Source organism: Alteromonas sp. WD8-37 (assembly GCF_055326825.1).
The window spans coordinates 608,069-630,084 of record NZ_JBUZOV010000002.1; the positions used below are offsets into that span (position 1 = coordinate 608,069).

Here is a 22,016-nt window from a genome sequence, read left to right on the forward strand (position 1 = left end):
GCTATTCTCCCATAGCTGCCCGTTCAGAACGGGCAAATAACTCGCGAAATACCGGATAGATGTCAGACACACTTTGGATGTGCTTACAAACAAAATTCTGGCAAGCCTGTTCGACATTCTGATACTCACGCCACAAACTTTGATGCTGGCGCTCGGTGATCTCGATGTAGGCAAAATACCGGGTGATAGGCAGTAAATTTTTGAGCAAAATCTCCCGACAATACGGGGAATCATCCGCCCAGTTGTCGCCGTCGGAGGCCTGGGCAGCATAGATATTCCAGTTTGAATCCGAATAGCGGCTTTTAACAATCTCATCCATCAGGCGCAAAGCACTGGAGACGATGGTGCCGCCGGTTTCCTGAGAGTAGAAAAACTCATGTTCATCCACTTCTTTGGCCTGGGTATGGTGGCGGATGTAGACCACTTCGACATTTTCATAGGTGCGGGTTAAAAACAGATACAGCAAAATGTAAAAGCGCTTGGCCATATCCTTGGTGGCCTGATCCATAGAGCCGGACACATCCATCAGACAAAACATCACCGCCTTGCTGGTGGGGATGGGGCGCTTGTCATAATTTTTAAAGCGCAAATCAAAGGTATCGATAAAGGGTACCCGGGCAATCTTTTCTTTTAGCGCTTCGATGTCCTTTTCCAGCGCAAGAATGGCAAGGGTATTGTCATGTTTATCGGCTTTCAGTGCTGCCAGCTCGGCTTCCAGCTCGCGCAACTGCTTACGGTCGCTACCGGTTAATGCAATACGCCGGGCCACTGAGCCTTTAAGCGAGCGCACGATGTCGAGATTACTGGGCACGCCATCGGTTTGATAGCCAGCCCGATAGGTTTCGTACTCCACCACTTTATCAAACTGGGTTTTTTGCAGATTTGGCAAGGCTAAATCGTCAAACAGCAAATCCAAATATTCATCCTTGGAAATGGAAAACACAAAGTCATCCTGGCCTTCGCCACTGTTACTGGCTTCGCCTTCGCCGGCCCCGCCGCCCTGGCCCTGAGGCGGGCGGTCGATCCGATCGCCGGTAGTGAACTGATCGTTGCCGGGGTGTACCACATCGCGCTTGCCACCGCGGCCGGTATGAAACACCGGCTCACTGATGTCCCGTGTTGGGATGCTGATCTGCTCACCGCTTTCCAGATCGGTGACCGAGCGGTTGCCAATGGCATCAGAAACCGCGCGTTTGATCTGCTGCTTGTAGCGGCGTAAAAAACGCTGGCGGTTAACTGTGCTCTTGCCCTTACTGTTTAATCGTCTGTCTATAAAATGCGCCATAAGCACCTTCTTATACAGCCTACTCAGAGTGGGAATTACGACGCTTTGCGTACCCGCAGATACCATTCGCATAGTAATCTGACTTGCTTCTGGGTATAGCCTTTTTCTGTCATGCGATTGACAAAATCATCATGTTTTTTCTTATCTTCTGTGGAGCCTTTGGTGTTAAACGAGATCACTGGCAACAGATCTTCGGTATTCGAGAACATCTTTTTCTCGATCACTGTGCGCAGCTTCTCGTAACTGGTCCAGGCCGGGTTTTTACCACTATTATTGGCCCGGGCACGCAACACAAAATTGACGATTTCGTTGCGGAAATCTTTCGGGTTGCTGATCCCCGCCGGTTTTTCGGTTTTTTCCAGCTCGGCATTCAGAGAAGCCCGGTCGAACAACTGGCCGGTTTCCGGATCGCGATACTCCTGGTCCTGGATCCAAAAATCAGCATAAGTTACATAACGGTCAAACAGGTTCTGGCCATATTCAGAATAGGATTCCAGATACGCAGTCTGAATTTCTTTGCCAATAAATTCCACATAGCGCGGGATCAGATAGCCTTTCAAAAACTCCCGGTAACGATCGGCTGTTTCCTGCGGGAATTGCTCGCGTTCAATCTGCCGCTCTAATACATAGAATAGATGTACTGGGTTGGCAGCCACTTCCTGATGGTCAAAGTTAAATACCCGCGATAAGATTTTAAAGGCAAAGCGGGTAGAGAGCCCTTCCATGCCTTCATCGACGCCGGCGTAGTCGCGGTATTCCTGGTAGGATTTGGCTTTAGGATCGGTGTCCTTAAGGCTTTCACCGTCATACACCCGCATCTTCGAGTAAACACTGGAGTTTTCCGGCTCTTTAAGTCGCGACAGCACCGTAAACTGGGCCAAACATTCCAGCGTATCCGGGGCACAGGGTGCGCCTGTCAATTCACTGTGATCCAGCAGTTTTTGGTAGATCTTCATTTCTTCGGTGACCCGCAAGCAATACGGCACCTTAACGATGTAAACCCGGTCTAAAAAGGCTTCGTTATTTTTGTTGTTGCGGAACGACTGCCATTCAGACTCGTTACTGTGCGCCAGGATCAAGCCATCAAAGGGCAGGGCAGAAAAACCTTCGGTAGGGTTATAGTTGCCTTCCTGGGTGGCAGTTAATAGTGGATGCAGCACCTTGATCGGCGCTTTAAACATTTCTACAAATTCCATCAGACCCTGATTGGCTTTACACAGCGAGCCTGAATAGCTGTAAGCATCGGGATCATTCTGGGCATATTGCTCTAGGCGGCGAATATCGACTTTACCCACCAGCGAGGAAATATCCTGGTTGTTTTCATCCCCGGGTTCGGTTTTGGCAATCGCGATTTGGTCAAGAATGGATGGGTACACCCGCACCACTTTAAACTGGCTGATATCGCCGTTGTACTCATGCAACCGTTTACGCACCCAAGGTGACATGATGGTTTTCAGATACCGGCTGGGAATGCCATATTCTTGTTCCAAAATGGCACCGTCTTCGGTGAAGTCAAATAAACAAAATGGATGGTCATTGACCGGAGAGCCTTTAAGGCAATAAATCGGCACTTTTTGCATCAATTCTTTGAGCCGTTCGGCCAGTGACGATTTACCGCCACCCACCGGGCCTAACAGGTATAGGATTTGTTTTTTCTCTTCCAGGCCCTGCGCTGCGTGACGCAGATAAGACACAATTTGTTCGATGGATTCTTCCATCCCATAGAACTCATTGAAGGCCGGGTAACGGGCGATTACCCGGTTTGAAAATAACCGGCTAAGCGCAGGATCGTTGGCAGTATCAATCATCTGCGGTTCGCCGATTGCCTGCAGCAAACGCTCGGCAGAATTGGCGTAGGCAGCCGGATCCGCCTTGCAGATATCTAAAAATTCCTGAATAGTGAATTCTTCTTGCTGACGTTCTTCGTACCGTTGTTGGTAATGTTCAAAAATGCCCATGCATACCTCTAAGTCTGAAAACGGTTCCCCTTACTTTCAGCTTAGTCGGTATTTTAAAAAGCGAAATTTTTTTTGACGATATTTAGGAATAGTGCAAAAAGAAATGTTCTATGAAAATGGGAACTTTCTTTCAATCACTTAGGTCATTTGACTTACGAGTTTTATTACATTTTATTTAACCAAAAAAAACCCGCCTGATAGCGGGTTTTTTTGGCATCTTAAGACCGAGTGATCTTACTTGGCAAAGTTGTCTGCCACGAATTCCCAGTTCACGATGGCCCAGAAGTTTTCCAGGTACTTCGGACGCGCATTGCGGTAATCGATGTAGTAAGCATGTTCCCAGACATCGGCAGTCAACAGTGGTGTGTGCTCATTGCCAGAGATTGGGGTTTCAGCATCGTCAGTGTTGACGATATCCAGGCTGCCGTCGCTGGTTTTAACCAACCAGGTCCAGCCTGAGCCGAAGTTACCGGTGGCTTTGTCATTGAACGCCGCCTGGAAGTCGGCAAATGAGCCCCACTTGGCTTTGATGGCGTCAGCCAGCTCGCCGCTTGGCTCACCGCCGCCGTTCGGGCTCAAACCGTTCCAGTAAAAGGTGTGGTTCCAGACCTGGGCAGCATTGTTGAACAAACCGCCAGAAGAAGATTTGATGATTTCTTCCAGGCTCTTGTTTTCGTTTTCTGTGCCTTCTACCAGCCCATTCAGTTTGGATACGTAGGTAGCGTGGTGTTTACCATAGTGATACTCCAGCGTTTCAGCTGAAATATGCGGTTCCAGGGCATTTTTTTCATAAGGTAATGCTGGTAATTCAAAAGCCATTACGAGTCTCCATATTGGTGATAATTTAAGTGAAGGCATCACAACCGCCCGGCTGTGTGGTTCAAACCCTTACCTTCATCGGTCTTAGCTCCCAAAATTATAAGGGCGAATTTACATAACCCAATGACAAATTTATGATTTTGCCGATGTGAACGGAAAATCGCCGGGTCAGTGGTGAATGGGTTAATGTACCGATACCCTTCTCATAGCGCTGCCAGAACCAATCAGATCACTGCCTGACAAAGAATTTAACCTGGCTACATCGGGCATGGCGCGCGCTCTACCGGTATCTGGGACCCTGCCGGTTGTGCTATGATAATCGCCTTGAAAGATTGGCCGGTCATGCCCATATTACGGGCATACATTGCACAAGTGAGGTTTGAATGGAAAATAGTAATACAGACGCCACCGTCACCAAAATTAAAGAACAGATTGCCGAAAATCCGATCCTGCTGTACATGAAAGGGTCTCCCAAACTGCCCAGCTGTGGTTTTTCTGCCCAGGCGGTTCAGGCGCTGATGTCGTGTGGTGAGCAGTTTGCTTATGTGGATATTCTGCAAAACCCGGATATCCGTGCTGAATTACCAAAATATGCCAACTGGCCGACCTTTCCACAGTTGTGGGTCGAAGGCGAGTTAATCGGCGGTTGCGATATCATCATCGAGATGTTCCAGCAAAATGAGCTGCAGCCAATTATCAAAGAAGCGGCTGCCAAGCAAAAAGCCGACTAAGTCAGGCTAACCGGCAAAACGCAAAAAAACGGGCATAAAATGGCCCGTTTTTTTGTGCCTGAATAATGCCTCAATCTATATAGACAACTCACAAATCGTTTTCCTCTATGGTTTGAAAAAAGATATTATTTTTATCTTAAATTGTTTGTTTTCTCTGGCTTTATTGTTTTATAACAGGCTGCAAGGGGTGCCATGCGGCGCTGCTTAAACAACAAGTGAATATGGGATTAACCAGCTAAACCAAAAATAATAAGCCTGTCTCCCAGGCTGGTTAATTCTCATCCTATCCGGGGAAAAATAATGAAAACATCTGTGTCTTTACTGACCAAAACCATCCGCACTGTGTGTGCAGCGTCGGCTGCCTTTTCAGTGCTGGCGTTTAATACTGCTGTTGCGCAGGAACTGGCCGAGCAGGCCGTGAGCGATGAGCCAGAAGAAGTTGAACAAATTGCGGTTGTCGGGACCCGCGCGGCACCGCGTTCGGTGGGCGAGTCACCGGTGCCCATCGACATCATTTCCAGCGAAGAATTCAAAAACCAGGGCAGCACCGACATGGTGTCTATGCTGCAAACAGTGGTGCCCTCGTTTAACGTGAATGACCAGCCCATCAATGATGCTTCTTCTTTAGTACGCCCGGCCAACCTGCGCGGCATGGCCTCAGACCACACCCTGGTGCTGCTGAATGGCAAGCGCCGCCACCGCTCTGCGGTTATTACCTTTTTGGGCGGCGGCTTGTCAGATGGTGCTCAGGGCCCGGATATCTCGGTGATCCCCGCGGTGGCACTTAAACAGGTTGAAGTCCTGCGTGATGGCGCGGCGGCTCAGTACGGCTCGGATGCTATTGCCGGTGTTGTGAACTTTGTACTCAAAGATGCCGATGAAGGCGGCATTGTGGAAGCGCGCTACGGCTCGTTTTATGAAGGCGATGGCGACATGGTGCAGATCAGCGGTAACGTGGGTATGCCACTGAGCGATGATGGCTTTATCAACGTCAGTGCCGAATACCGCACCGCCGATCCGACCTCGCGCAGTGTGCAGCGTGATGATGCTGCCGGCCTGATTGCCGCGGGCAATACCTTTGTGGCTGACCCGGCGCAAATCTGGGGTAACCCGGAAATCAAAGACGATATTAAACTGATTGCCAACCTGGGCCTGGAGCTGAACAACAATGCTCAGGCGTATATGTTTGGTAACTATGCCGAGCGTGAAGTGGAAGGTGGCTTTTATTACCGTAACCCCCATACCCGTGGCGGTGTGAACGACGGTGGCGTGGATGATGATGGCACACCCTTGTTGCTGGTGGGCGATTTAGACGGTGTCGGCACCGGCGTGCAGTGCCCGCAGGTGCGGATCACCGACGGCAATGTATTGGATGATGCCGATTATGGCCTGATTGCAGATAACAGTACTGCGGTAGGGCAAAACTGTTTTGCCTTTAACGAATTATTCCCTGGCGGCTTTACCCCACGGTTTGGCGGCACGGTCACCGACATGTCACTGGTGTTTGGTACCAAGGGCGAGCTGGCCAATGACTTAACCTATGATGTCAGCCTGAGCCTGGGTGAAAACGAAATCGATTTCGCCATTTCCAACACCGTTAACCCGTCACTGGGCCCGGACACACCCACTACCTTCAAGCCTGGCCGCTACACCCAGTCAGAGCAAACCTTTGACCTGGGTCTGACCAAGCCGGTGGATATCGGCATGAGTGAGCCGCTGTTTGTGGCTGGTGGTTTCCAGTATCGCCACGAGACCTATGAAAGCTTGGCCGGCGACACCGCCTCGTATGAAATCGGGCCACTGGCGTCCCAAGGATTTGGGATTGGCTCAAACGGCTTCCCTGGCTTATCAGCCCGTAGCCAGAATGAAGCCTCGCGCCACAATATTGCCTTTTATCTGGATGCAGAGATGTATCTGACCGACGACTTCCTGGTGGCCGGTGCGGTGCGCTACGAAGACTTTTCAGATTTTGGTGACACAACCAAGGGTAAAATTTCGGCCCGCTGGCAGTTAACTGATGCGTTGGCGTTGCGTGGTGCCATCTCTACCGGCTTTAAAGCGCCGACCATTGGCCAAAGCAATGTGCGTAACGTTACCACTGCCTTTGGTACCGACGGTGAGCTGATTGACCGGGCTACCTTGCCGCCGACCGATCCCATTTCGGTACAAAAAGGCGGTACCGTGCTGACCCCGGAAGAGTCTGAAAGCATGAGCCTGGGTGTGGTGGCCAACTTTGACAATGGCCTGTTTGTCACTGTGGATTACTACAACATCGAGGTTACCGACCGCATCAGCACCACCTCTGGGATCAAGCTGACCGAAGAAGACATCGCCACCCTGTTAGCGCAAGGGGTCAGTGACGCTTCCAGCTTTACCGAAGTCAGCTATTTTACCAATGACTTTGATACCACCACCGAAGGGGTGGATGTGGTCGCCAACTACAGCCACGATATGCTGGGCGGCAACACTAAATACTCACTGGCCTATAACTGGACCTCCACCGAAGTGGATCAGGCTTCCGGCAACATTTCTGCCGAGCGGATCCGGATGCTGGAAGATAACCTGCCGGCCGTTCGCTGGAGCCTGACTGCCAATCACACTAATGGTGACTGGCGCCTGCTGGGCCGGGTGAACTACTTCGGCAGCATCTACGAGGACCACCTGGACTCTGCATTACCCATTGATGATATCGGCAGTGAAGTTACCCTGGATCTGGAAGTCGGCTACTATGTAAACGACAACATACAGCTGGTAGCCGGTGCCAAGAACGCGCTGGATGAGTATCCGGACGAAAACGTGCTATATGATACAGAAGTGGCAGGGGCGGCGTACCCGGTAACCTCACCCATTGGCATCAATGGCGGGTTCTACTATCTGCGCGGTATTTACACGTTCTAACCTGGCAAGGGGGCATCAGGCCCCCTTACTCGTTGCACAACGGATGACAATACCGCAACGATATTGCATGATGGCAAATAAAGTAACTTATTATATTAATTAGAAAAGTTTAATGACAAAGACGTCGAGCCTGACCGATACCTACTTAAAATACCGCAGCAAGCTGATGCGCGCGGTCAGTGCGATCGTGAGCCCCGACGATATTGAAGATATCGTGCAGGAAGCCTATATCAAAAGCTACGAAGCCGAGCTTAATCAGGAAATCGAATTTCAGCGGTCTTACATGTTGCGCACAGTGCGTAATCTGGCGCTCAATTATGTCACCAGTGCCGCGCAACAGTTAAATGACGCGGTGGAGGACATGGATACCTTACCGTATGATCTGATTGGTTACAGTTTAGATAACGATGTGGAAAGCAAAGAACGCTTTGTGCATTTTTGTCGTGCGGCGGAAACCTTATCGGTGGATGTAAAGCGCGTCTTTTTGCTTAAAAAAGTGTATGGAATGAAACAAAAGGATATCGCCGAACTGCTGGAGCTAAGTGAAAGCACAGTGGAAAAGCACGTCGCCAAGGGACTACTGATGTGTTCGCGGTATCTGGCTAATCTTTCTCAGGCTGCCGAACCCAGTGGCAGCCAGAGGCCAAATCAGGGTGTTCGCAGTCAATGAACAACATTCGGCAATTTACCAGTAAACAGGCAATTTATGAGCAGGCAGCCGAGTGGATCAGCAAAATTGATCGCGGGCTGAGTGAACAGGAAACCCAGCAGCTGCAAGCCTGGCTGGAAACCAGCAGCGGTCATCGTCGGATGCTCGAAGAGCTGGCTAGTTTATGGGACGAAATGACCGTGTTGTCCACGGTCAAAACCCTCTCTGCCGCTCGCGCGGTAAAACCACGGGCAGCCAAGTGGCAGGCCCTGTGGGGCCGCGGTAAGCATGCCATTGCAGCCTCGTTGTTGATTGGCGGGCTGGGGCTGATGCTGTTGGGCGCCATTCCCTGGTTAAACCATGAACCGTCGAACACCGTTGCTGCTGCTCAGCGCATTGCCACCGCCATCGGCGAGCAGCGTAATATCAAGCTGGCGGACGGTTCGCTGGTACAGATGAACACCAACTCGATAATAGAGATCGACTTTAGCGGCGATGCGCGCCGCATCTCGCTCCAACGCGGCGAAGCGCATTTTACCGTGGCCCATGACCATTACCGGCCATTTGTAGTGGAAGCCGGTGACAATACTGTGACCGCTATCGGCACCGCGTTTAATATGCAGCTCACCGATGACAAAGCCTTTGAGCTGGTGGTGACCGAAGGCCGGGTCCTGGTGCGCCAGGCCAGCGCACAGCCAGAACGCTCAAGCGCAACTGCGTTAATTGACCCGGACAATGCCGCAGCCGAATCGCTGGTGGTCTCCGGTGAAAAAACCCGCATCGCCGGTGAGATTGGCCCTCGCCAACAGCTAAGCGATGAAGCAGTGCAAGAGGATTTGGCCTGGCAGCAGGGCATGATTGTATTTAAAGCCGAGCCGCTGGCCTCGGCGCTACAGGAGATTGGCCGCTATACACCGGTGACCTTTGCCATTGAAGATGAAGCCCTGCAGCACAAGCGGGTGGCCGGCTATTTCAAAGTGGGCGATATCAGTGGCCTGCTGGCGGCGTTACGTACCAGCTTCAATATTCAACACGAACGCGAAGGCATGACCATCAAGTTGCGTCAGGCCAGCCCCGCACCAGCGCAGAGTTAAGATATAGCGGTTTTTTTTCCTTCAAACCTGTGCCAGTATTGAAAAAATCGAATATTGGCCAGGCATGCGATAGTCGGGCCCGGGATCTGCCGGGCGGCAAACCGCATGGGCCGCTAAATAATAATGCTAATGACGGGATGGTTTCGTGCGTGTGTAATGCTGCTGCTGGCCGCCGGCTCAGGTCCGGCGCGCGCGGCTGCGCCTCAAACTTACGCATTTACCATTGAAGGGCAGTCAGCTCAGCAGGCCCTGACCGAGTTTGCCCGCCAGGCCGATACCACGCTGCTTTTTGACTATGATGTTATTGCCAATATCACCACCAACCGACTCCAGGGAGAGTACACCTTACAGGAAGGGCTGCAGGCTTTGCTGGCCGGCACTGAGCTGGCGGTGCAGGTGGATGCCAGTGGCCGCCTGAGTGTGCGGCATAAAGATTACCTGCGTCAGGCCAGCGCCCCGGCCAGCTCACCGGAAGCAGCCAGTGAAACGTCGATGGAATTTGGTCTGGAGCGCATCGCGGTGGTGGGGAGTCGCAATGCCCCGCGCTCAGTGGTCAGCTCCAATGTGCCGCTGGATATCATCTCAGCCAGCGCGTTTAATGCCCAGGGAGGCACCGATCTGGTCAGCATGCTGGCCACCGCCATCCCGTCGCTAAATGTCAACGACCAGCCGATCAATGATGCCACCAGCCTGGTCCGCCCGGCCAATCTGCGCGGCATGGCCTCGGACCACACCCTACTGCTGTTAAACGGTAAACGTCGCCATCGCTCTGCGGTGATCACCTTCTTGGGCGGCGGGTTATCAGATGGCGCGCAAGGCCCCGATATTTCTGTGTTACCGGCCACTGCGTTACAGCAGGTTGAAGTGCTGCGTGATGGGGCGGCGGCGCAATACGGCTCTGACGCCATTGCCGGTGTGATCAATTTTGTTTTAAAAGATGCCAGCGAAGGCGGCATGCTGGCAGTAAAAACCGGCCAGTTCGGTGCCGGCGATGGCCAGATGGTGCAGCTGCAAGGCAATCTGGGCCTGCCGTTATCATCCCAGGGCTTTGCCAATTTCACGGTCGAGTACCGCCAGCAACAACCCACTTCCCGGTCGGTACAGCGTAGCGATGCCCAGGCGCTGCGCGATGCCGGCAACCTGGCGGTGCCTGAGCCGGCCCAGGTGTGGGGTACCTTAAAAGTCAATCATGATGTCAAAGCGGCAGCCAATCTGGGCTACCGGTTTTCTGACCAGCACGCCTGGTACGGCTTTGCCACCCTGGCTCAGCGCGATATCAATGGCGGCTTTTACTATCGTAATCCGCACGGCCGCGAAGGCGTGTTTGTGCAGGCCGATGATCGGAGTGCTTTGCTGGTGGCAGATTTAGACGGGCTCAATCAGGGGATTGCCTGCCCGCAGGTAACCATTACTAGCGGCAATGTGCTCAGCCAGCCAGATTATGCGCTTATCGCCGATAACAGCACCGCTGTGGGGCGCAACTGCTTTGCCTACAATGAGTGGTATGCCGGCGGCTTTACCCCGCGGTTTGGTGGGGTGATCAATGATGGCAGTGTCTTTTCCGGTTTTGAGGGCCAGTTGGATAGCGGCTGGCAATATGATATCAGTGCCGGGCTGGGCTATTCTCATATCGACTACAGCCTGGTGAACACGGTCAATCCATCGCTGGGCCCGGCCTCGCCGCAGCAGTTTTCCCCCGGTGGGGTCAAGCAGGTGGAGCGCACTGCCAATCTGGACTTTAGCCGGCCTTTCTCCTGGCCGCTGACACAGGCACCTCTGCAGGTCAATGTCGGCGCAGAGTGGCGCAGTGAAACCTATCATCAGCAAGCCGGCGATGTGGCATCCTGGCAGGCCGGGCCATTGGCCGCGCAGGGCTTCAGTGTGGGCTCAAACGGTTTTCCCGGCTATCAACCTGCTGCCGCCGGGCACTGGAGCCGCAGTAATTACGCGGTGTATTCAGACGTCCTGCTGCAGGCCGAGCGCTACAGCGCCGGTATGGCGGTCCGGCATGAGCGTTTTACTGACTTCGGGACCACCTTTGATGGCAAGATCAGCGCCCGCTATGCGCTAAGCCCGGCGCTGGCGGTGCGCGGCTCATTAAGTACCGGCTTCAAAGCCCCCACGGTGGGCCAGGCCAATGTAATCAATGTCACCACCGCGTTTGCAGCAAACGGGCTGGAAGATCAGGCAACGCTGCCGCCCACCCATCCCATCTCGGTGCAACTGGGGGCGCAGCTGCTGCAGCCGGAAGAGTCTGTAAATCGTAGTCTGGGGCTGGTGGCCACCTGGGGGGAGACCGCCTACGTGACCCTGGACTATTTTAATATAGATCTGCGTAATCGCATCAGTACGACCTCGGCAATCCCCTTATCGGCGGCTGATATACAGGCGCTGGCCCGCATCGGGCAAACCGATGCCAGTCGCTACGCTGCCGCCAAGTTTTTTGCCAATGATTTTGATACCCGTACTCAGGGGATTGATTTGGTGGCCCACTGGTCGCTGTCGCAGGGGGCGCTGCTGCATGATGTGGATCTGGCCATCAATTGGACTGATACCCAGGTAGAGCGAATTTCGTTGTATCCGGTGGCTAGCGAGGATGGCCAGGTGAACCTTAAGCCTAATCTGACTGCGTCGCGGATGCGCATGCTCGAAGACAATCTGCCGGCGGTGCGCGGCACCCTGACAACCCGTCATCACTGGCAAAATGTGTCGCTATTGTGGCGCGCCAATTATTACGGCAGTTTTTACGAAGATCATCTGGACGCCTCAGCGGGTCTGGATATTACTGGCGAGGATATGGTGACGCTGGATGCAGAGCTTAGCTGGATGTTATCAGAACGCTGGACGCTGGCAGCGGGGGCGGTCAATCTGACCGACGAGCGGCCTTCTTTAAACCCGTATCGTGAGCGGGTGGGGGCCTTGTATCCGCCCACCTCACCGGCGGGGATCAATGGCGCCTTTTTTTATGCGCAGGCGCTGTGGCAGTTTTAATACTTAGCCAACATCTTTAAATAACGAATCGTCGATGATGGTGTTATCGATGATCTGCTGGGCCATGGCGATGCATTTGCCGCACTGGCTACCAATATCCATTACTTCACGTAATTCACGCAGGTTGCCTGCGCCTTGGGTTTCAACGGCTTGTTTGATGGCTTTGTCTGTTACGCCATAACACATGCATACGTACATGGAACTGCTCTCCAATCACTGTTGCAAATGATAATAATTGCTATTTACGTGACTTGCAAGTGAATGGCTTTGGTTTGTTCTGAGGTTTTTGCAATCTCACTGATTTACCGATGAATATTTTCTATCAGCTGAATCGAGCTTGGTTTTTTCAAATTCGCACCAATATTGCTTACGCCGGTAAGAGGCGATTTATATAAATAGCTTAGCTAACTAAGCACAATAACTTATTCTGTATGGAGTAAAGCATGAGCGTATTAGTAGGCCGTCAGGCCCCAGATTTCACAGCCGCAGCTGTGTTAGGCAACGGTGAAATTGTAGATAGTTTTACCCTGAGCGAAACCATCAAGGGTAAAAAAGCAGTAGTCTTTTTCTACCCGCTGGACTTCACCTTTGTGTGTCCATCTGAGCTGATCGCTTTTGACAAGCGTTTTGAAGAATTCAAGCAGCGTGGTGTGGAAGTGATCGGTGTGTCTATCGATTCACAATTTTCGCACAATGCATGGCGTAATACCCCAGTAAACGAAGGCGGTATTGGCCCGGTTAAATATCCGCTGGTTGCCGACGTGAAGCACGAAATCTGTAAAGCGTACGACGTTGAGCATCCAGAAGCTGGTGTGGCTTTCCGTGGTTCGTTCCTGATTGACGAAGAAGGCATGGTTCGCCACCAGGTTATCAACGACCTGCCGCTGGGCCGTAACATCGATGAGATGCTGCGTATGGTTGACGCGCTAAGCTTCCACGAAGAGCACGGTGAAGTGTGCCCGGCTGGCTGGACTGAAGGTAAAGCCGGTATGGACGCCAGCCCTGCAGGCGTAGCTAAATACCTGTCTGAAGAAGCAGAAGGCCTGTAAGGCTGATAGCGCTTTAAGACAAATAAGGCCGCCTGTTTCAGGCGGCCTTTTTTTATGCGTTTTTCGCCTTGTCGGTATCGTCGTCGGCCGGTAACGGCCAGCCGCCCAGAGCGCGATAGCGATTCACCATATAGCAGAATAAATCCACGGTGCGGCTGGCATCATACAGCGCACTGTGGGCTTCTTTTTGGTCAAACGCAATGCCTGCCGCCTGACAGGCCTTGACCAGCACAGTTTGGCCTAATGCCAGGCCGGCCAGCGAGGTGGTGTCAAACGAGACAAACGGATGAAACGGCGTGCGCTTGATGTTGCTGCGTTCAATCGCTGCGTTAACAAAGCTTTGATCAAAGGTGGCATTGTGCGCCACAATCACCGAGCGCTGGCAGCCGGCAGCTTTTTGCGCTTTGCGGATGGTCTTGCACAGCTCTTTCATCGCCTCACTTTCCGCGATGGCACCGCGCAGCGCACAATGCGGGTCGATGCCGTTAAACTCCAGCGCAGCAGGCTCTAAGTTTGCTCCTTCAAACGGGGTAATATGAGCATGAAAGGTTTGATCGGGCTGTAAATCACCGTTTTCATCCATCTTTACCGTCACCGCTGCCAGTTCCAGTAACGCGTCGGTGGCGGCATTGAAACCGGCTGTTTCAACATCAATGACCACCGGAAAATAGCCGCGAAAGCGGGTCGACAGAGTAGGGGTGTCGTCAGACATAAAACCTCATGGGCAGCGTGCTCGGGCCAATGCGGCCGGGGCAAGTCAAAAATCAAATTATCGCAATATTGCCAGGCTATATCTACCCCGCCGGTGACGCGAGAGCGCCAGATTACTGCTAAACTTTTTGTCCATCCGGACGATAACCCCATTGATAGGGTTTTTATGCTAGCAGGCACACGATGAACAGACTGATCATTTTAATATTGTTAAGCGGGATGATGTCTTTTTCCGGTCATGGCGCTATGCGCCAGTATGCCGCGCCCGTGGCGTCATCAGACTGGCTACTGGCAGATCAAACCCGGCTGCAATGCCAGTTGGCTCACGAAGTGCCCGGTTATGGTAAAGCCACGTTCACCAGTGTGGCAGCCAAGCAGCTGAATATGGAATTTGAAATGCAGATGGCCTTGCTGCCTAAAAAGGCCGGTATTGCCGCAGTGTATTCGGTCCCGCCGCGCTGGATGCCCGGCCAACAGGCCCGGCCCATCGCCGAGATGCAGTTGCGCCGCCAGTACAATGGCGACCTGCCGGAGGATGCCGCCTGGACCATGCTTAGCGAGCTTGAAAAAGGCTTTTGGCCCACCCTGTATTATCAGGATTGGTACAACCGTAATGACAAGATTGCGGTGGCGCTTAACGCCAGTAATTTTATGGGCACCTACCAGCAATTTGTGCAGTGCGTGTCTAACCTGTTGCCGTTTAGCTTTGACGATATCGCCTACACCGTACTGTCTTATGAAAAAAGCAGCACCGAACTGACCGACTATTCACAAAAGCGCTTGGAAATGATCGGCCAGTATTTAAGAGAAGACAGCAATCTTGAACTGGTCTTGTTAGACGGCTATACCGACAGTTATGGCGGGCGCTGGAGCAACGAGCAGTTATCCATCAAACGCGCCAATCAGGTCAAAGAATATCTGGCCACATTGGGGGTAGAGCAGGCCCGCATCGAGGTCAACGGACATGGCGAAAAACGCCATATCGCACCCAATGATACCAGCGACAGCCGCGCGCTTAACCGCCGGGTGGTGGTGCAGTTGTCGAAAAGCTAAGCCGGCCCTGGCTTAGCTGGCGGCGCACCGGCGGCACCTGGTCGGTAAATACGCCATCCACCTGCACAGTGTGCAGCAACCATTTCAGCAGCGTGTCGGCCTGCATGTTGAGTGCAGGAGCATCGGAACGGTAGGTATAAGGGTGGATCAGCAGCCCCAGCTGCCGCGCCTGACCCACCCAGGCAGCCACTGCGGGTGGGGACTTTTTCGTACTGTCAGCCAGCATCGGGATCCAAGGGCCAATCCCATCTGCCACCTTAGCCACAGCTTTTAACCCCGCCGGTGTCAGTAGCCAGTCATAATCAGTGGCCGATTCCTGCCAGCTATTCTCTGCCACCAATTGTACCAGCCTGCCTTTATAATCCAGCTCATTTCGCAGCCGTCTGACTTCCTTAAAATCGAAGCACTGTATTGTTACCGGCGTGCCCGTTTGTACCATCGCCGGGTGCTTTAGCGCCTGCAGGATCTGGTGCGAAAGATCCACACCATTTTTACGGTGCCAGGCTGGCGCTTTAATTTCGATGTACATGCCGATATGCTGGCCGGTCTGACGATTAAGTTCGGTGATAAGTGCGATGTGCTCTTCTAATGTGGCGATACCAAAGCCACTTGGCACGCCGCGGTAACGGTTAGCAAACACCGGCTGCTGCTTCGCATTCTCGCGGCTGTGCACCTGCAGTTGCCGTAATTCGGCCAGGGTAAAATCCAATGCATAAAAATGCCCGTCGTCGCGGGCGCGACCGGCAAAGTGCTGATCGACATTGGTTACGGTTTCTAAATAAATATCATGCAGCACCACCAGCGCCCCATCTTTACTGGCCACCACATCCTGCTCGATATAATCGGCCTGCTGGGCATAAGCCAGCGTGGCTGCTTCCAGCGTATGTTCAGGGAGGTAGCCCGAAGCTCCGCGGTGGGCGATCACTTCCACCGCGCCAGCGCGGACGCAGCCCAGTAGCAAAACCAAGGTGCATAGCCAGACAATGGCGTGAGGTTGAATGCGCATGGCTAAATTCCTGTTGAGGGTGGGTGGGACAGCCGGCGGCTCATTCCCATGTGAATAACTCTGTCATAAACTGGTTAAATTTGGTACAACAGAAGCGTGAACACTGACAAAGGACTGTCATACGGTGAATACCCATCCTCAAGCAAATACCAGCCATCTCTCCACCGGGTGGCTCTCCGGGATAAAAACCCGGGCCTCGCTGCATATTGAACTCCTGCTGGCGGCAGTGCTTATTGCCGGCTATTTTTGCTGGCAAAGCTACGATAAACAAACCGCAGCAGATATCGCCACCGATCTGCGCAAAAGCGACTTTGTGTTTATCGATTATCAGGCCATCGACCCGCAAACTGATCCCCGCGTGCGGTACATCCTGCTAAAAGTTACAGGAGTATCAGCGGACCAGATCACCTTCAAGGTAGGCCGGATCGGCTACAAGGATCCCGTGCCAGCCCGCGAGCATGTTGAATTTGACCGCCCGGTATTAATGAAAGATTTTTATCGGCAAAAACCACTCACACTCACCCAACAGCAAATCAGCGACTTTTACGACCAGGGCATTGTGTACGATGCCAAGCGCCCGGTTACCGTATACGTCGACGGCTGGATTGTGATTGAAGAGTGGGAAAGGTATCAGGAGTAGGCGAGGACGGGAACTGTCGCTATGGCAGCGTAGGCGGCTTTATCCACCCATAAAGTCATGGCGGAGAGCCTCCACTGTCCACCATTTGAGTCATCGCGGCGGAAGCCGCGATCTCCAACTAACAACTACAGGTCTAACTCAAAGGGTACCGATGGGGACCCCGGCATTACGAGAACAATATCGCTTTAAGACGGAAAAAATATTGCTGGGGAGCACAAATTTTATTGACGATTTCACTCGTCAGTCTTGTCCTTGTACTCACACAAATCTTCAATAATGCATGAACCACACCGGGGCTTGCGGGCGATACAGGTATAGCGGCCATGCAAAATAAGCCAGTTATGGAGATCCACTTTGAACTCCCGCAGTACCACTTTGAGCAGCTTTTCTACAGTTTTACCCATGGCAAACTTGGTACGGTTGCTTACCCGGTAAATATGAGTATTCACGGCAATGGTGGGCCAGCCAAAAGATAATAAAGATAGATAGTAAGAAATTTATTAATTTATCGTCCGATTTGTACCAATAGCGGTTTTAGGTTAAAGCACAGCGAAGTTCCAAATAACAAAAAGAGGCAGACATTTAACTTCAAATTCCCCTTCAAATAGATATTTGAGCGGTTTAAACCTATCAAACACCAAGCCGAATATTACTGAGCCTTCTCAGGAATACCCTCTGGGGAAGATAATTTACTCATCAAGGTGCTTTCGACCTTGATGTTTACATGGTAAATTGCGTAAATTAAAAGTAAATAGACGCGCGCAGGTTAGCTAGCCTTCCATATTGTTTGCGGGCAGAAAGTTTTTAATGTTGCATCCTACATAGATGATGTTGGTTGTTGAGTAGGAGTTGGTAATCAATCAGTTCATGCTAGGTCGGAGAGTGAATCATTTATATCATTGCGCTTAGCTAAATTGAGTGGAAATGGTTTATACATACGAGATGAGCCAAGGCTGCACTTTCACTAACACACCGTCTGGACCCTCTTGCTGCAATTCATGAGCTTGTTAATAATGAGTCGCAGTTTATCATTGATACGCATCCACCAACCCTCTCGCATAGCCAAATACGAAGAATTATAGCTTAGTGAATCTGGTGCATTAAAAATCACATATGAGGAAATCGAGCACTACAAAGTGACTAGAGGTTTCTTTAATAATTATCATTTCTGAGAAATGAGCAGCTGTTGAGTGATGACTAATTCGACTAAAAAGTGTATTGAACACGTTCGCTGTGCTCTCTGGACTGCCTCGCCATTGCGCGTCAGTCATTCTCACTGACGTTATGGGTAGAACCAATTGACAAAAGAAACACCACACTTTTTGGCTGGCGGCGGTGCAATGGGTGCGCGGTTACGGGCCTTCGCCTGGGAGCAGACACCCCTGGGTGCATCAGCAGCCTGGCCGTCGTCACTGAAGACGTTGGTGGGGATCATGTTGGCGTCAAACCAACCGATGTTTGTAGCGTGGGGTGCCACGCGTACTCTTATCTATAATGATTGCTATGCAGAAATCCTCGGAAACAAGCATCCAGATGCGCTTGGCCGGGACTTCTTAGACGTCTGGTACGAGATCCGGGAGGAACTCCAGCCGATAGTATCTTCTGCTCTGAGAGGCGAGCCCGTGCAGATGCAGGACATCCCGTTGGTGGTACACCGGCACGGCTATCCGGAGCAAACTCATTTTTCCTTTTTCTATTCTCCAGTGCGAGGGGAAAGTTCGGAAATCGACGGATTGTTCTGCGCGTGTACCGAGATCACTGCTCAGGTTCTGGTCGAGCAGCGGTTGGCCGAAAGCGAGGCCCGGCATCGCGGTGTGCTAACCAACATGGACGAGGCGTTCCTGTTGCTGGGACCCGATTTCCGCGTGCTGGAAGTCAATGATGCCGCTTCGCGCCTGATTAAGGCGAAAGGCGATCTGATCGGCGAGGAGCTCGAGGTCCTATTCTCGGAAGACGGGCTGGCTTCAGTCAACGCTATGTGCCAACGCGTCAGTGCCAGTGGTACACCGGAGCGACACGACTATTCCCACGTATCAGCACAACAAGGAATGTGTTGGTATGAAGCACGCGCCTACAGGGTCGATGCGGGCCTGGCCGTGTTCGTTCGCGATATCACTGAGCATAAGAAAATGGCAGCAGATGCAGCGAACGCGGCCGAACGCGTGCAACTGGCGCTGGATGCGGGCGCCATCGTTGGGACCTGGGTTTGGACGATACCGGACAATCGCTTTATTGCAGACGCCCGCTTCGCCGCCACCTTCGGACTCGACGAGGCACTGTGTAAGTCGGGCCTCCCACTGGAACTCGTTATGGAATCCATTCACACCGAGGATCGCGACCGCGTCTCGGCGGCGATCGAGGAAGTGATGGGGCGGGGGGGCGCATACAGGTGCGAATATAGGGTTTGGCACAGGGATGGTACACTCCGCTGGGTCGAAGCCAACGGCAGAGTAGAGCTAGACCCCGACGGTAAGGCGGTCCGCTTCCCGGGGGTACTGCTAGACATCGAGGACCGGCAACGGATGGAAGCCGAACGCGACCAGGCCGGCATGCTGTTGCGTATGTTTACCGATGCGGTACCCGGAGTGGTGTATGCCAAGGATCGTGCCGGCCAATTCATGGTTGCCAACCGCGGAGTCGCGGAACTACTTGGCCTGCCCCCGGAGGCGTTCCTAGGTCGCACGGATGAAGACGTACTCGCAGACAGAGCCCAGAGCGCCGCGATCATGGCAACCGACCGCCGCATAATGGACTCCGGTATTGGTGAGCAAATCGAAGAAGAGGTTATGCTATCCGATGGGACCCCGGCCATCTGGTTATCGACCAAGGAACCCTGGCGTGATGAACAGGGAAACATTCTGGGGTTGATTGGCTCGTCCGTCGATATTACCGATCGTAAACGTATGGAGAACGCATTGCGCCTGTCTGAACAGCGCTTTGCACTGGCCATGGACGTGGCACAATTCGGAACCTGGGTCTGGGAAGTGCAAACAGGCGACGTTCGAATGGACCCGCGGTGCAGGCAGATCGTCGGTGCTGCAACTGATGATGCGGTGGTGACGTTGGACGTCTTATCCCAGCGCATCCACCCCGATGACTGGCCACGGATTGAGGCTGCCCTCGAGCACGCACTTCGGCCCGGTACCGGTGGAAGCTATTCGGAGGAGTTCCGATGGATCCACGCCGACGGTAAGGTGGTGTGGACGATGGCGCGTGGGCAGGTATTGTTCGAAGGCGATGTGCCGGATGCCAGACCATTGTCGATGATCGGGACGGTACTCGATATCACAGAGCGCCGGCGGATGGTCGAGAGTCTGGAGCAGGCGGATCGCCGCAAGGACGAATTCCTCGCCATGCTCGCACACGAGCTGCGCAACCCTCTCGCGCCCATCGGGACAGCGGCGAGCTTGCTGGAGATGGCACCTGTAGATGATGAAGCGCGCGTAAGGGAGATTGGCGGCGTCATCACGCGCCAGGTTGTGCATATGACTGAGCTTGTGGACGACCTGTTGGACGTCTCGCGGGTGACGCGGGGCCTAGTGGAATTTGAGCGTGAGCCAGTAGACATCCGCTCGGTCATGAATGCTGCAGTTGAGCAGGCCCAGCCCCTGATCAGTGCGCGCGGGCATGTCCTGACCACGCAATTGTGTGATACGGCGCTGGTCATCGGCGACCGCCACAGGTTGGTTCAAGTGGTGACGAATCTGCTCAATAACGCAGCGAAGTACACACCTGCTAACGGTCGGCTGCAGATGTCGACACAGGTCGAAGATGAAAAGGTGCAGCTGAGTGTCACAGACAGCGGCATTGGTATGGACGACGCACTGATGTCAACGGTCTTCGACCTATTCGCGCAGGGTAAGCGCACCCCGGACCGCTCCCAAGGGGGCCTGGGAATTGGCTTGGCTCTAGTACGCAGCATAGTGGAGCAGCATGGCGGTAGTGTAACAGCCACTAGCCCTGGCCTGAACTTGGGTAGCACTTTCACCATAACGTTGCCACTGGCGGCAACTGATGAGGTGCTAGTACAAGTGCCACCTCTCACCACTGGTGGGAGTACAGCTTTAAAAATACTGGTGGTGGACGACAACCGGGACGCGGCGGAAACGCTCGGTTTTCTGCTGAATGCATTGGGCCATGAAACGGAAGTCGCCTTCGATGGCGCTGGTGCGCTGGCTATCGTGCGAGCAGAACCACGCTGGGATGCTTTCATCCTGGACATTGGACTACCCGACATAACGGGGTATGAACTCGCAGGGAAACTCAAGATGGCTGCGGATTGTTCAACCTACATCACGTTGACGGGCTATGACCAAGCCAGCGATCGTCAGAAATCAAAGGCCGCAGGTTTTGACCACCACCTGGCTAAGCCTGTTGACTTCGGCCGGTTGCAGCAAATCCTTAATGGAATCGGCTCTGTACAGCTTGAGCAAAGTGAATAGATCCTAGGAGGCTGATGCGAGATATGAGTAAAGAGCCAATGCCGCCTAATACTTACTCTGTTTTTTCCTTAAACTCGCACAAGTCTTCAATAATACAAGAACCACAACGGGGCTTGCGGGCGATACAGGTGTAGCGGCCGTGTAATATCAGCCAATGGTGGACATCCACTTTAAATTCCCGCGGCACCACTTTAAGCAGCTTTTCTTCGACCTTTTCCACGGTTTTGCCCATGGCAAACTTGGTACGGTTGCTTACCCGGTAAATGTGAGTATCCACGGCAATGGTGGGCCAGCCGAATGCGGTGTTCAGCACCACATTAGCAGTTTTACGGCCGACACCGGGCAGGGCTTCTAATGCTTCGCGACTTTCGGGGACCTGGCCGTTGTGTTGCTCCAGCAAAATCCGGCACATCTTATACACATTTTCGGCTTTGGAGTTATACAGGCCGATGGTCTTGATATAGCTTTTCAGGCCATCCACGCCCAGATCAAAAATGGCCTGCGGGGTATTGGCCACCGGAAACAATTTGTCGGTGGCTTTATTCACGCCCACATCGGTAGATTGCGCCGACAAGGTCACTGCCACCAGCAATTCAAACGGGGTGGAGAAGTTCAGCTCGGTGGTGGGATGCGGGTTGGCATCGCGTAGCCGGGTAAGAATTTCTTTGCGTTTTGTATTGTTCATAACCG

16 protein-coding genes and 1 pseudogene are annotated in these 22,016 nt (G+C 52.9%); 9 read left to right on the forward strand and 8 right to left on the reverse strand.

Annotated elements, in window-relative coordinates; genetic code table 11:
• Nucleotide 1: 1 nt before the first annotated feature.
• The 3 genes from ACTUJZ_RS08160 to ACTUJZ_RS08170 form a co-directional block, all read right to left on the reverse strand.
• The gene (locus tag ACTUJZ_RS08160; protein WP_463635800.1) at nucleotides 2–1,285 is read right to left on the reverse strand and encodes a YeaH/YhbH family protein; all 1,284 of its coding nucleotides are present in this window, start codon (nucleotides 1,283–1,285) and stop codon (nucleotides 2–4) included.
• Between the two features lie 35 nt (nucleotides 1,286–1,320).
• On the reverse strand, nucleotides 1,321–3,243 hold the full coding sequence (locus tag ACTUJZ_RS08165) for a PrkA family serine protein kinase (protein WP_463635801.1): 1,923 nt from the start codon (nucleotides 3,241–3,243) through the stop codon (nucleotides 1,321–1,323).
• 234 nt (nucleotides 3,244–3,477) lie between these two features.
• Nucleotides 3,478–4,062, reverse strand: coding sequence for a superoxide dismutase (locus ACTUJZ_RS08170; protein ID WP_463635802.1), 585 nt, complete (start codon nucleotides 4,060–4,062; stop codon nucleotides 3,478–3,480).
• 383 nt (nucleotides 4,063–4,445) lie between these two features.
• Here ACTUJZ_RS08170 and ACTUJZ_RS08175 point away from each other — a divergent pair, with 383 nt between their 5' ends.
• The 5 genes from ACTUJZ_RS08175 (at nucleotide 4,446) to ACTUJZ_RS08195 (ending at nucleotide 12,425) form a co-directional block, all read left to right on the forward strand.
• Nucleotides 4,446–4,793, forward strand: coding sequence for a Grx4 family monothiol glutaredoxin (locus ACTUJZ_RS08175; protein ID WP_463635803.1), 348 nt, complete (start codon nucleotides 4,446–4,448; stop codon nucleotides 4,791–4,793).
• A gap of 300 nt (nucleotides 4,794–5,093) precedes the next feature.
• Nucleotides 5,094–7,691, forward strand: coding sequence for a TonB-dependent receptor plug domain-containing protein (locus ACTUJZ_RS08180; RefSeq protein WP_463635804.1), 2,598 nt, complete (start codon nucleotides 5,094–5,096; stop codon nucleotides 7,689–7,691).
• Between the two features lie 112 nt (nucleotides 7,692–7,803).
• Nucleotides 7,804–8,361, forward strand: coding sequence for an RNA polymerase sigma factor (locus tag ACTUJZ_RS08185; protein ID WP_463635805.1), 558 nt, complete (start codon nucleotides 7,804–7,806; stop codon nucleotides 8,359–8,361).
• A complete protein-coding gene (locus ACTUJZ_RS08190; protein WP_463635806.1) occupies nucleotides 8,358–9,434 on the forward strand; it encodes a FecR family protein in 1,077 nt (358 codons plus the stop codon). The genes ACTUJZ_RS08185 and ACTUJZ_RS08190 overlap by 4 nt, the downstream gene beginning before the upstream one ends.
• A gap of 129 nt (nucleotides 9,435–9,563) precedes the next feature.
• The gene (locus ACTUJZ_RS08195; RefSeq protein WP_463635807.1) at nucleotides 9,564–12,425 is read left to right on the forward strand and encodes a TonB-dependent receptor domain-containing protein; all 2,862 of its coding nucleotides are present in this window, start codon (nucleotides 9,564–9,566) and stop codon (nucleotides 12,423–12,425) included.
• A gap of 3 nt (nucleotides 12,426–12,428) precedes the next feature.
• Here ACTUJZ_RS08195 and ACTUJZ_RS08200 read toward each other — a convergent pair whose 3' ends face one another.
• Nucleotides 12,429–12,623 (reverse strand): bacterioferritin-associated ferredoxin, encoded by a 195-nt coding sequence (locus ACTUJZ_RS08200; protein ID WP_463635808.1) that lies wholly within the window; start codon nucleotides 12,621–12,623, stop codon nucleotides 12,429–12,431.
• A gap of 245 nt (nucleotides 12,624–12,868) precedes the next feature.
• Here ACTUJZ_RS08200 and ACTUJZ_RS08205 point away from each other — a divergent pair, with 245 nt between their 5' ends.
• Nucleotides 12,869–13,474 (forward strand): peroxiredoxin, encoded by a 606-nt coding sequence (locus ACTUJZ_RS08205; protein WP_463635809.1) that lies wholly within the window; start codon nucleotides 12,869–12,871, stop codon nucleotides 13,472–13,474.
• Between the two features lie 52 nt (nucleotides 13,475–13,526).
• Here ACTUJZ_RS08205 and rnt read toward each other — a convergent pair whose 3' ends face one another.
• Nucleotides 13,527–14,186: a ribonuclease T gene (gene rnt / locus ACTUJZ_RS08210; RefSeq protein ID WP_463635810.1), complete on the reverse strand. Its 660-nt coding sequence runs from the start codon at nucleotides 14,184–14,186 to the stop codon at nucleotides 13,527–13,529.
• A gap of 182 nt (nucleotides 14,187–14,368) precedes the next feature.
• Here rnt and ACTUJZ_RS08215 point away from each other — a divergent pair, with 182 nt between their 5' ends.
• Complete coding sequence (locus tag ACTUJZ_RS08215; protein ID WP_463635811.1) at nucleotides 14,369–15,238, forward strand: flagellar protein MotY; 870 nt, start codon at nucleotides 14,369–14,371, stop codon at nucleotides 15,236–15,238.
• Here the strand turns inward: ACTUJZ_RS08215 and glpQ are convergent.
• Nucleotides 15,201–16,244, reverse strand: coding sequence for a glycerophosphodiester phosphodiesterase (gene glpQ / locus ACTUJZ_RS08220; RefSeq protein ID WP_463635812.1), 1,044 nt, complete (start codon nucleotides 16,242–16,244; stop codon nucleotides 15,201–15,203). The two genes, ACTUJZ_RS08215 and glpQ, sit on opposite strands and share 38 nt — an antisense overlap.
• Nucleotides 16,245–16,368: 124 nt before the next feature.
• On the opposite strand from glpQ, the gene ACTUJZ_RS08225 reads away from it, so the two are divergent.
• On the forward strand, nucleotides 16,369–16,884 hold the full coding sequence (locus tag ACTUJZ_RS08225; protein WP_463635813.1) for a hypothetical protein: 516 nt from the start codon (nucleotides 16,369–16,371) through the stop codon (nucleotides 16,882–16,884).
• 233 nt (nucleotides 16,885–17,117) lie between these two features.
• On the opposite strand, the pseudogene ACTUJZ_RS08230 reads toward ACTUJZ_RS08225, so the two are convergent.
• Nucleotides 17,118–17,357: pseudogene (locus ACTUJZ_RS08230) on the reverse strand (endonuclease III); the annotation flags it as partial.
• Nucleotides 17,358–18,182: 825 nt separating this feature from the next.
• Between ACTUJZ_RS08230 and ACTUJZ_RS08235 the strand changes: the two are divergent.
• A complete protein-coding gene (locus ACTUJZ_RS08235; RefSeq protein WP_463635814.1) occupies nucleotides 18,183–21,326 on the forward strand; it encodes a PAS domain S-box protein in 3,144 nt (1,047 codons plus the stop codon).
• A 52-nt stretch (nucleotides 21,327–21,378) separates the two neighbouring features.
• On the opposite strand, the gene nth is transcribed toward ACTUJZ_RS08235, so the two are convergent.
• On the reverse strand, nucleotides 21,379–22,011 hold the full coding sequence (gene nth / locus ACTUJZ_RS08240; protein WP_463635815.1) for an endonuclease III: 633 nt from the start codon (nucleotides 22,009–22,011) through the stop codon (nucleotides 21,379–21,381).
• Nucleotides 22,012–22,016 lie beyond the last annotated feature (5 nt).

Coding starts and splice junctions, on each gene's coding strand:
- ACTUJZ_RS08160 (WP_463635800.1), bottom strand. CDS start 1,285: ATGGCGCATTTTATAGACAGACGATTAAACAGTAAGGGCAAGAGCACA.
- ACTUJZ_RS08165 (WP_463635801.1), bottom strand. CDS start 3,243: ATGGGCATTTTTGAACATTACCAACAACGGTACGAAGAACGTCAGCAA.
- ACTUJZ_RS08170 (WP_463635802.1), bottom strand. CDS start 4,062: ATGGCTTTTGAATTACCAGCATTACCTTATGAAAAAAATGCCCTGGAA.
- ACTUJZ_RS08175 (WP_463635803.1), top strand. CDS start 4,446: ATGGAAAATAGTAATACAGACGCCACCGTCACCAAAATTAAAGAACAG.
- ACTUJZ_RS08180 (WP_463635804.1), top strand. CDS start 5,094: ATGAAAACATCTGTGTCTTTACTGACCAAAACCATCCGCACTGTGTGT.
- ACTUJZ_RS08185 (WP_463635805.1), top strand. CDS start 7,804: ATGACAAAGACGTCGAGCCTGACCGATACCTACTTAAAATACCGCAGC.
- ACTUJZ_RS08190 (WP_463635806.1), top strand. CDS start 8,358: ATGAACAACATTCGGCAATTTACCAGTAAACAGGCAATTTATGAGCAG.
- ACTUJZ_RS08195 (WP_463635807.1), top strand. CDS start 9,564: ATGACGGGATGGTTTCGTGCGTGTGTAATGCTGCTGCTGGCCGCCGGC.
- ACTUJZ_RS08200 (WP_463635808.1), bottom strand. CDS start 12,623: ATGTACGTATGCATGTGTTATGGCGTAACAGACAAAGCCATCAAACAA.
- ACTUJZ_RS08205 (WP_463635809.1), top strand. CDS start 12,869: ATGAGCGTATTAGTAGGCCGTCAGGCCCCAGATTTCACAGCCGCAGCT.
- rnt (WP_463635810.1), bottom strand. CDS start 14,186: ATGTCTGACGACACCCCTACTCTGTCGACCCGCTTTCGCGGCTATTTT.
- ACTUJZ_RS08215 (WP_463635811.1), top strand. CDS start 14,369: ATGAACAGACTGATCATTTTAATATTGTTAAGCGGGATGATGTCTTTT.
- glpQ (WP_463635812.1), bottom strand. CDS start 16,244: ATGCGCATTCAACCTCACGCCATTGTCTGGCTATGCACCTTGGTTTTG.
- nth (WP_463635815.1), bottom strand. CDS start 22,011: ATGAACAATACAAAACGCAAAGAAATTCTTACCCGGCTACGCGATGCC.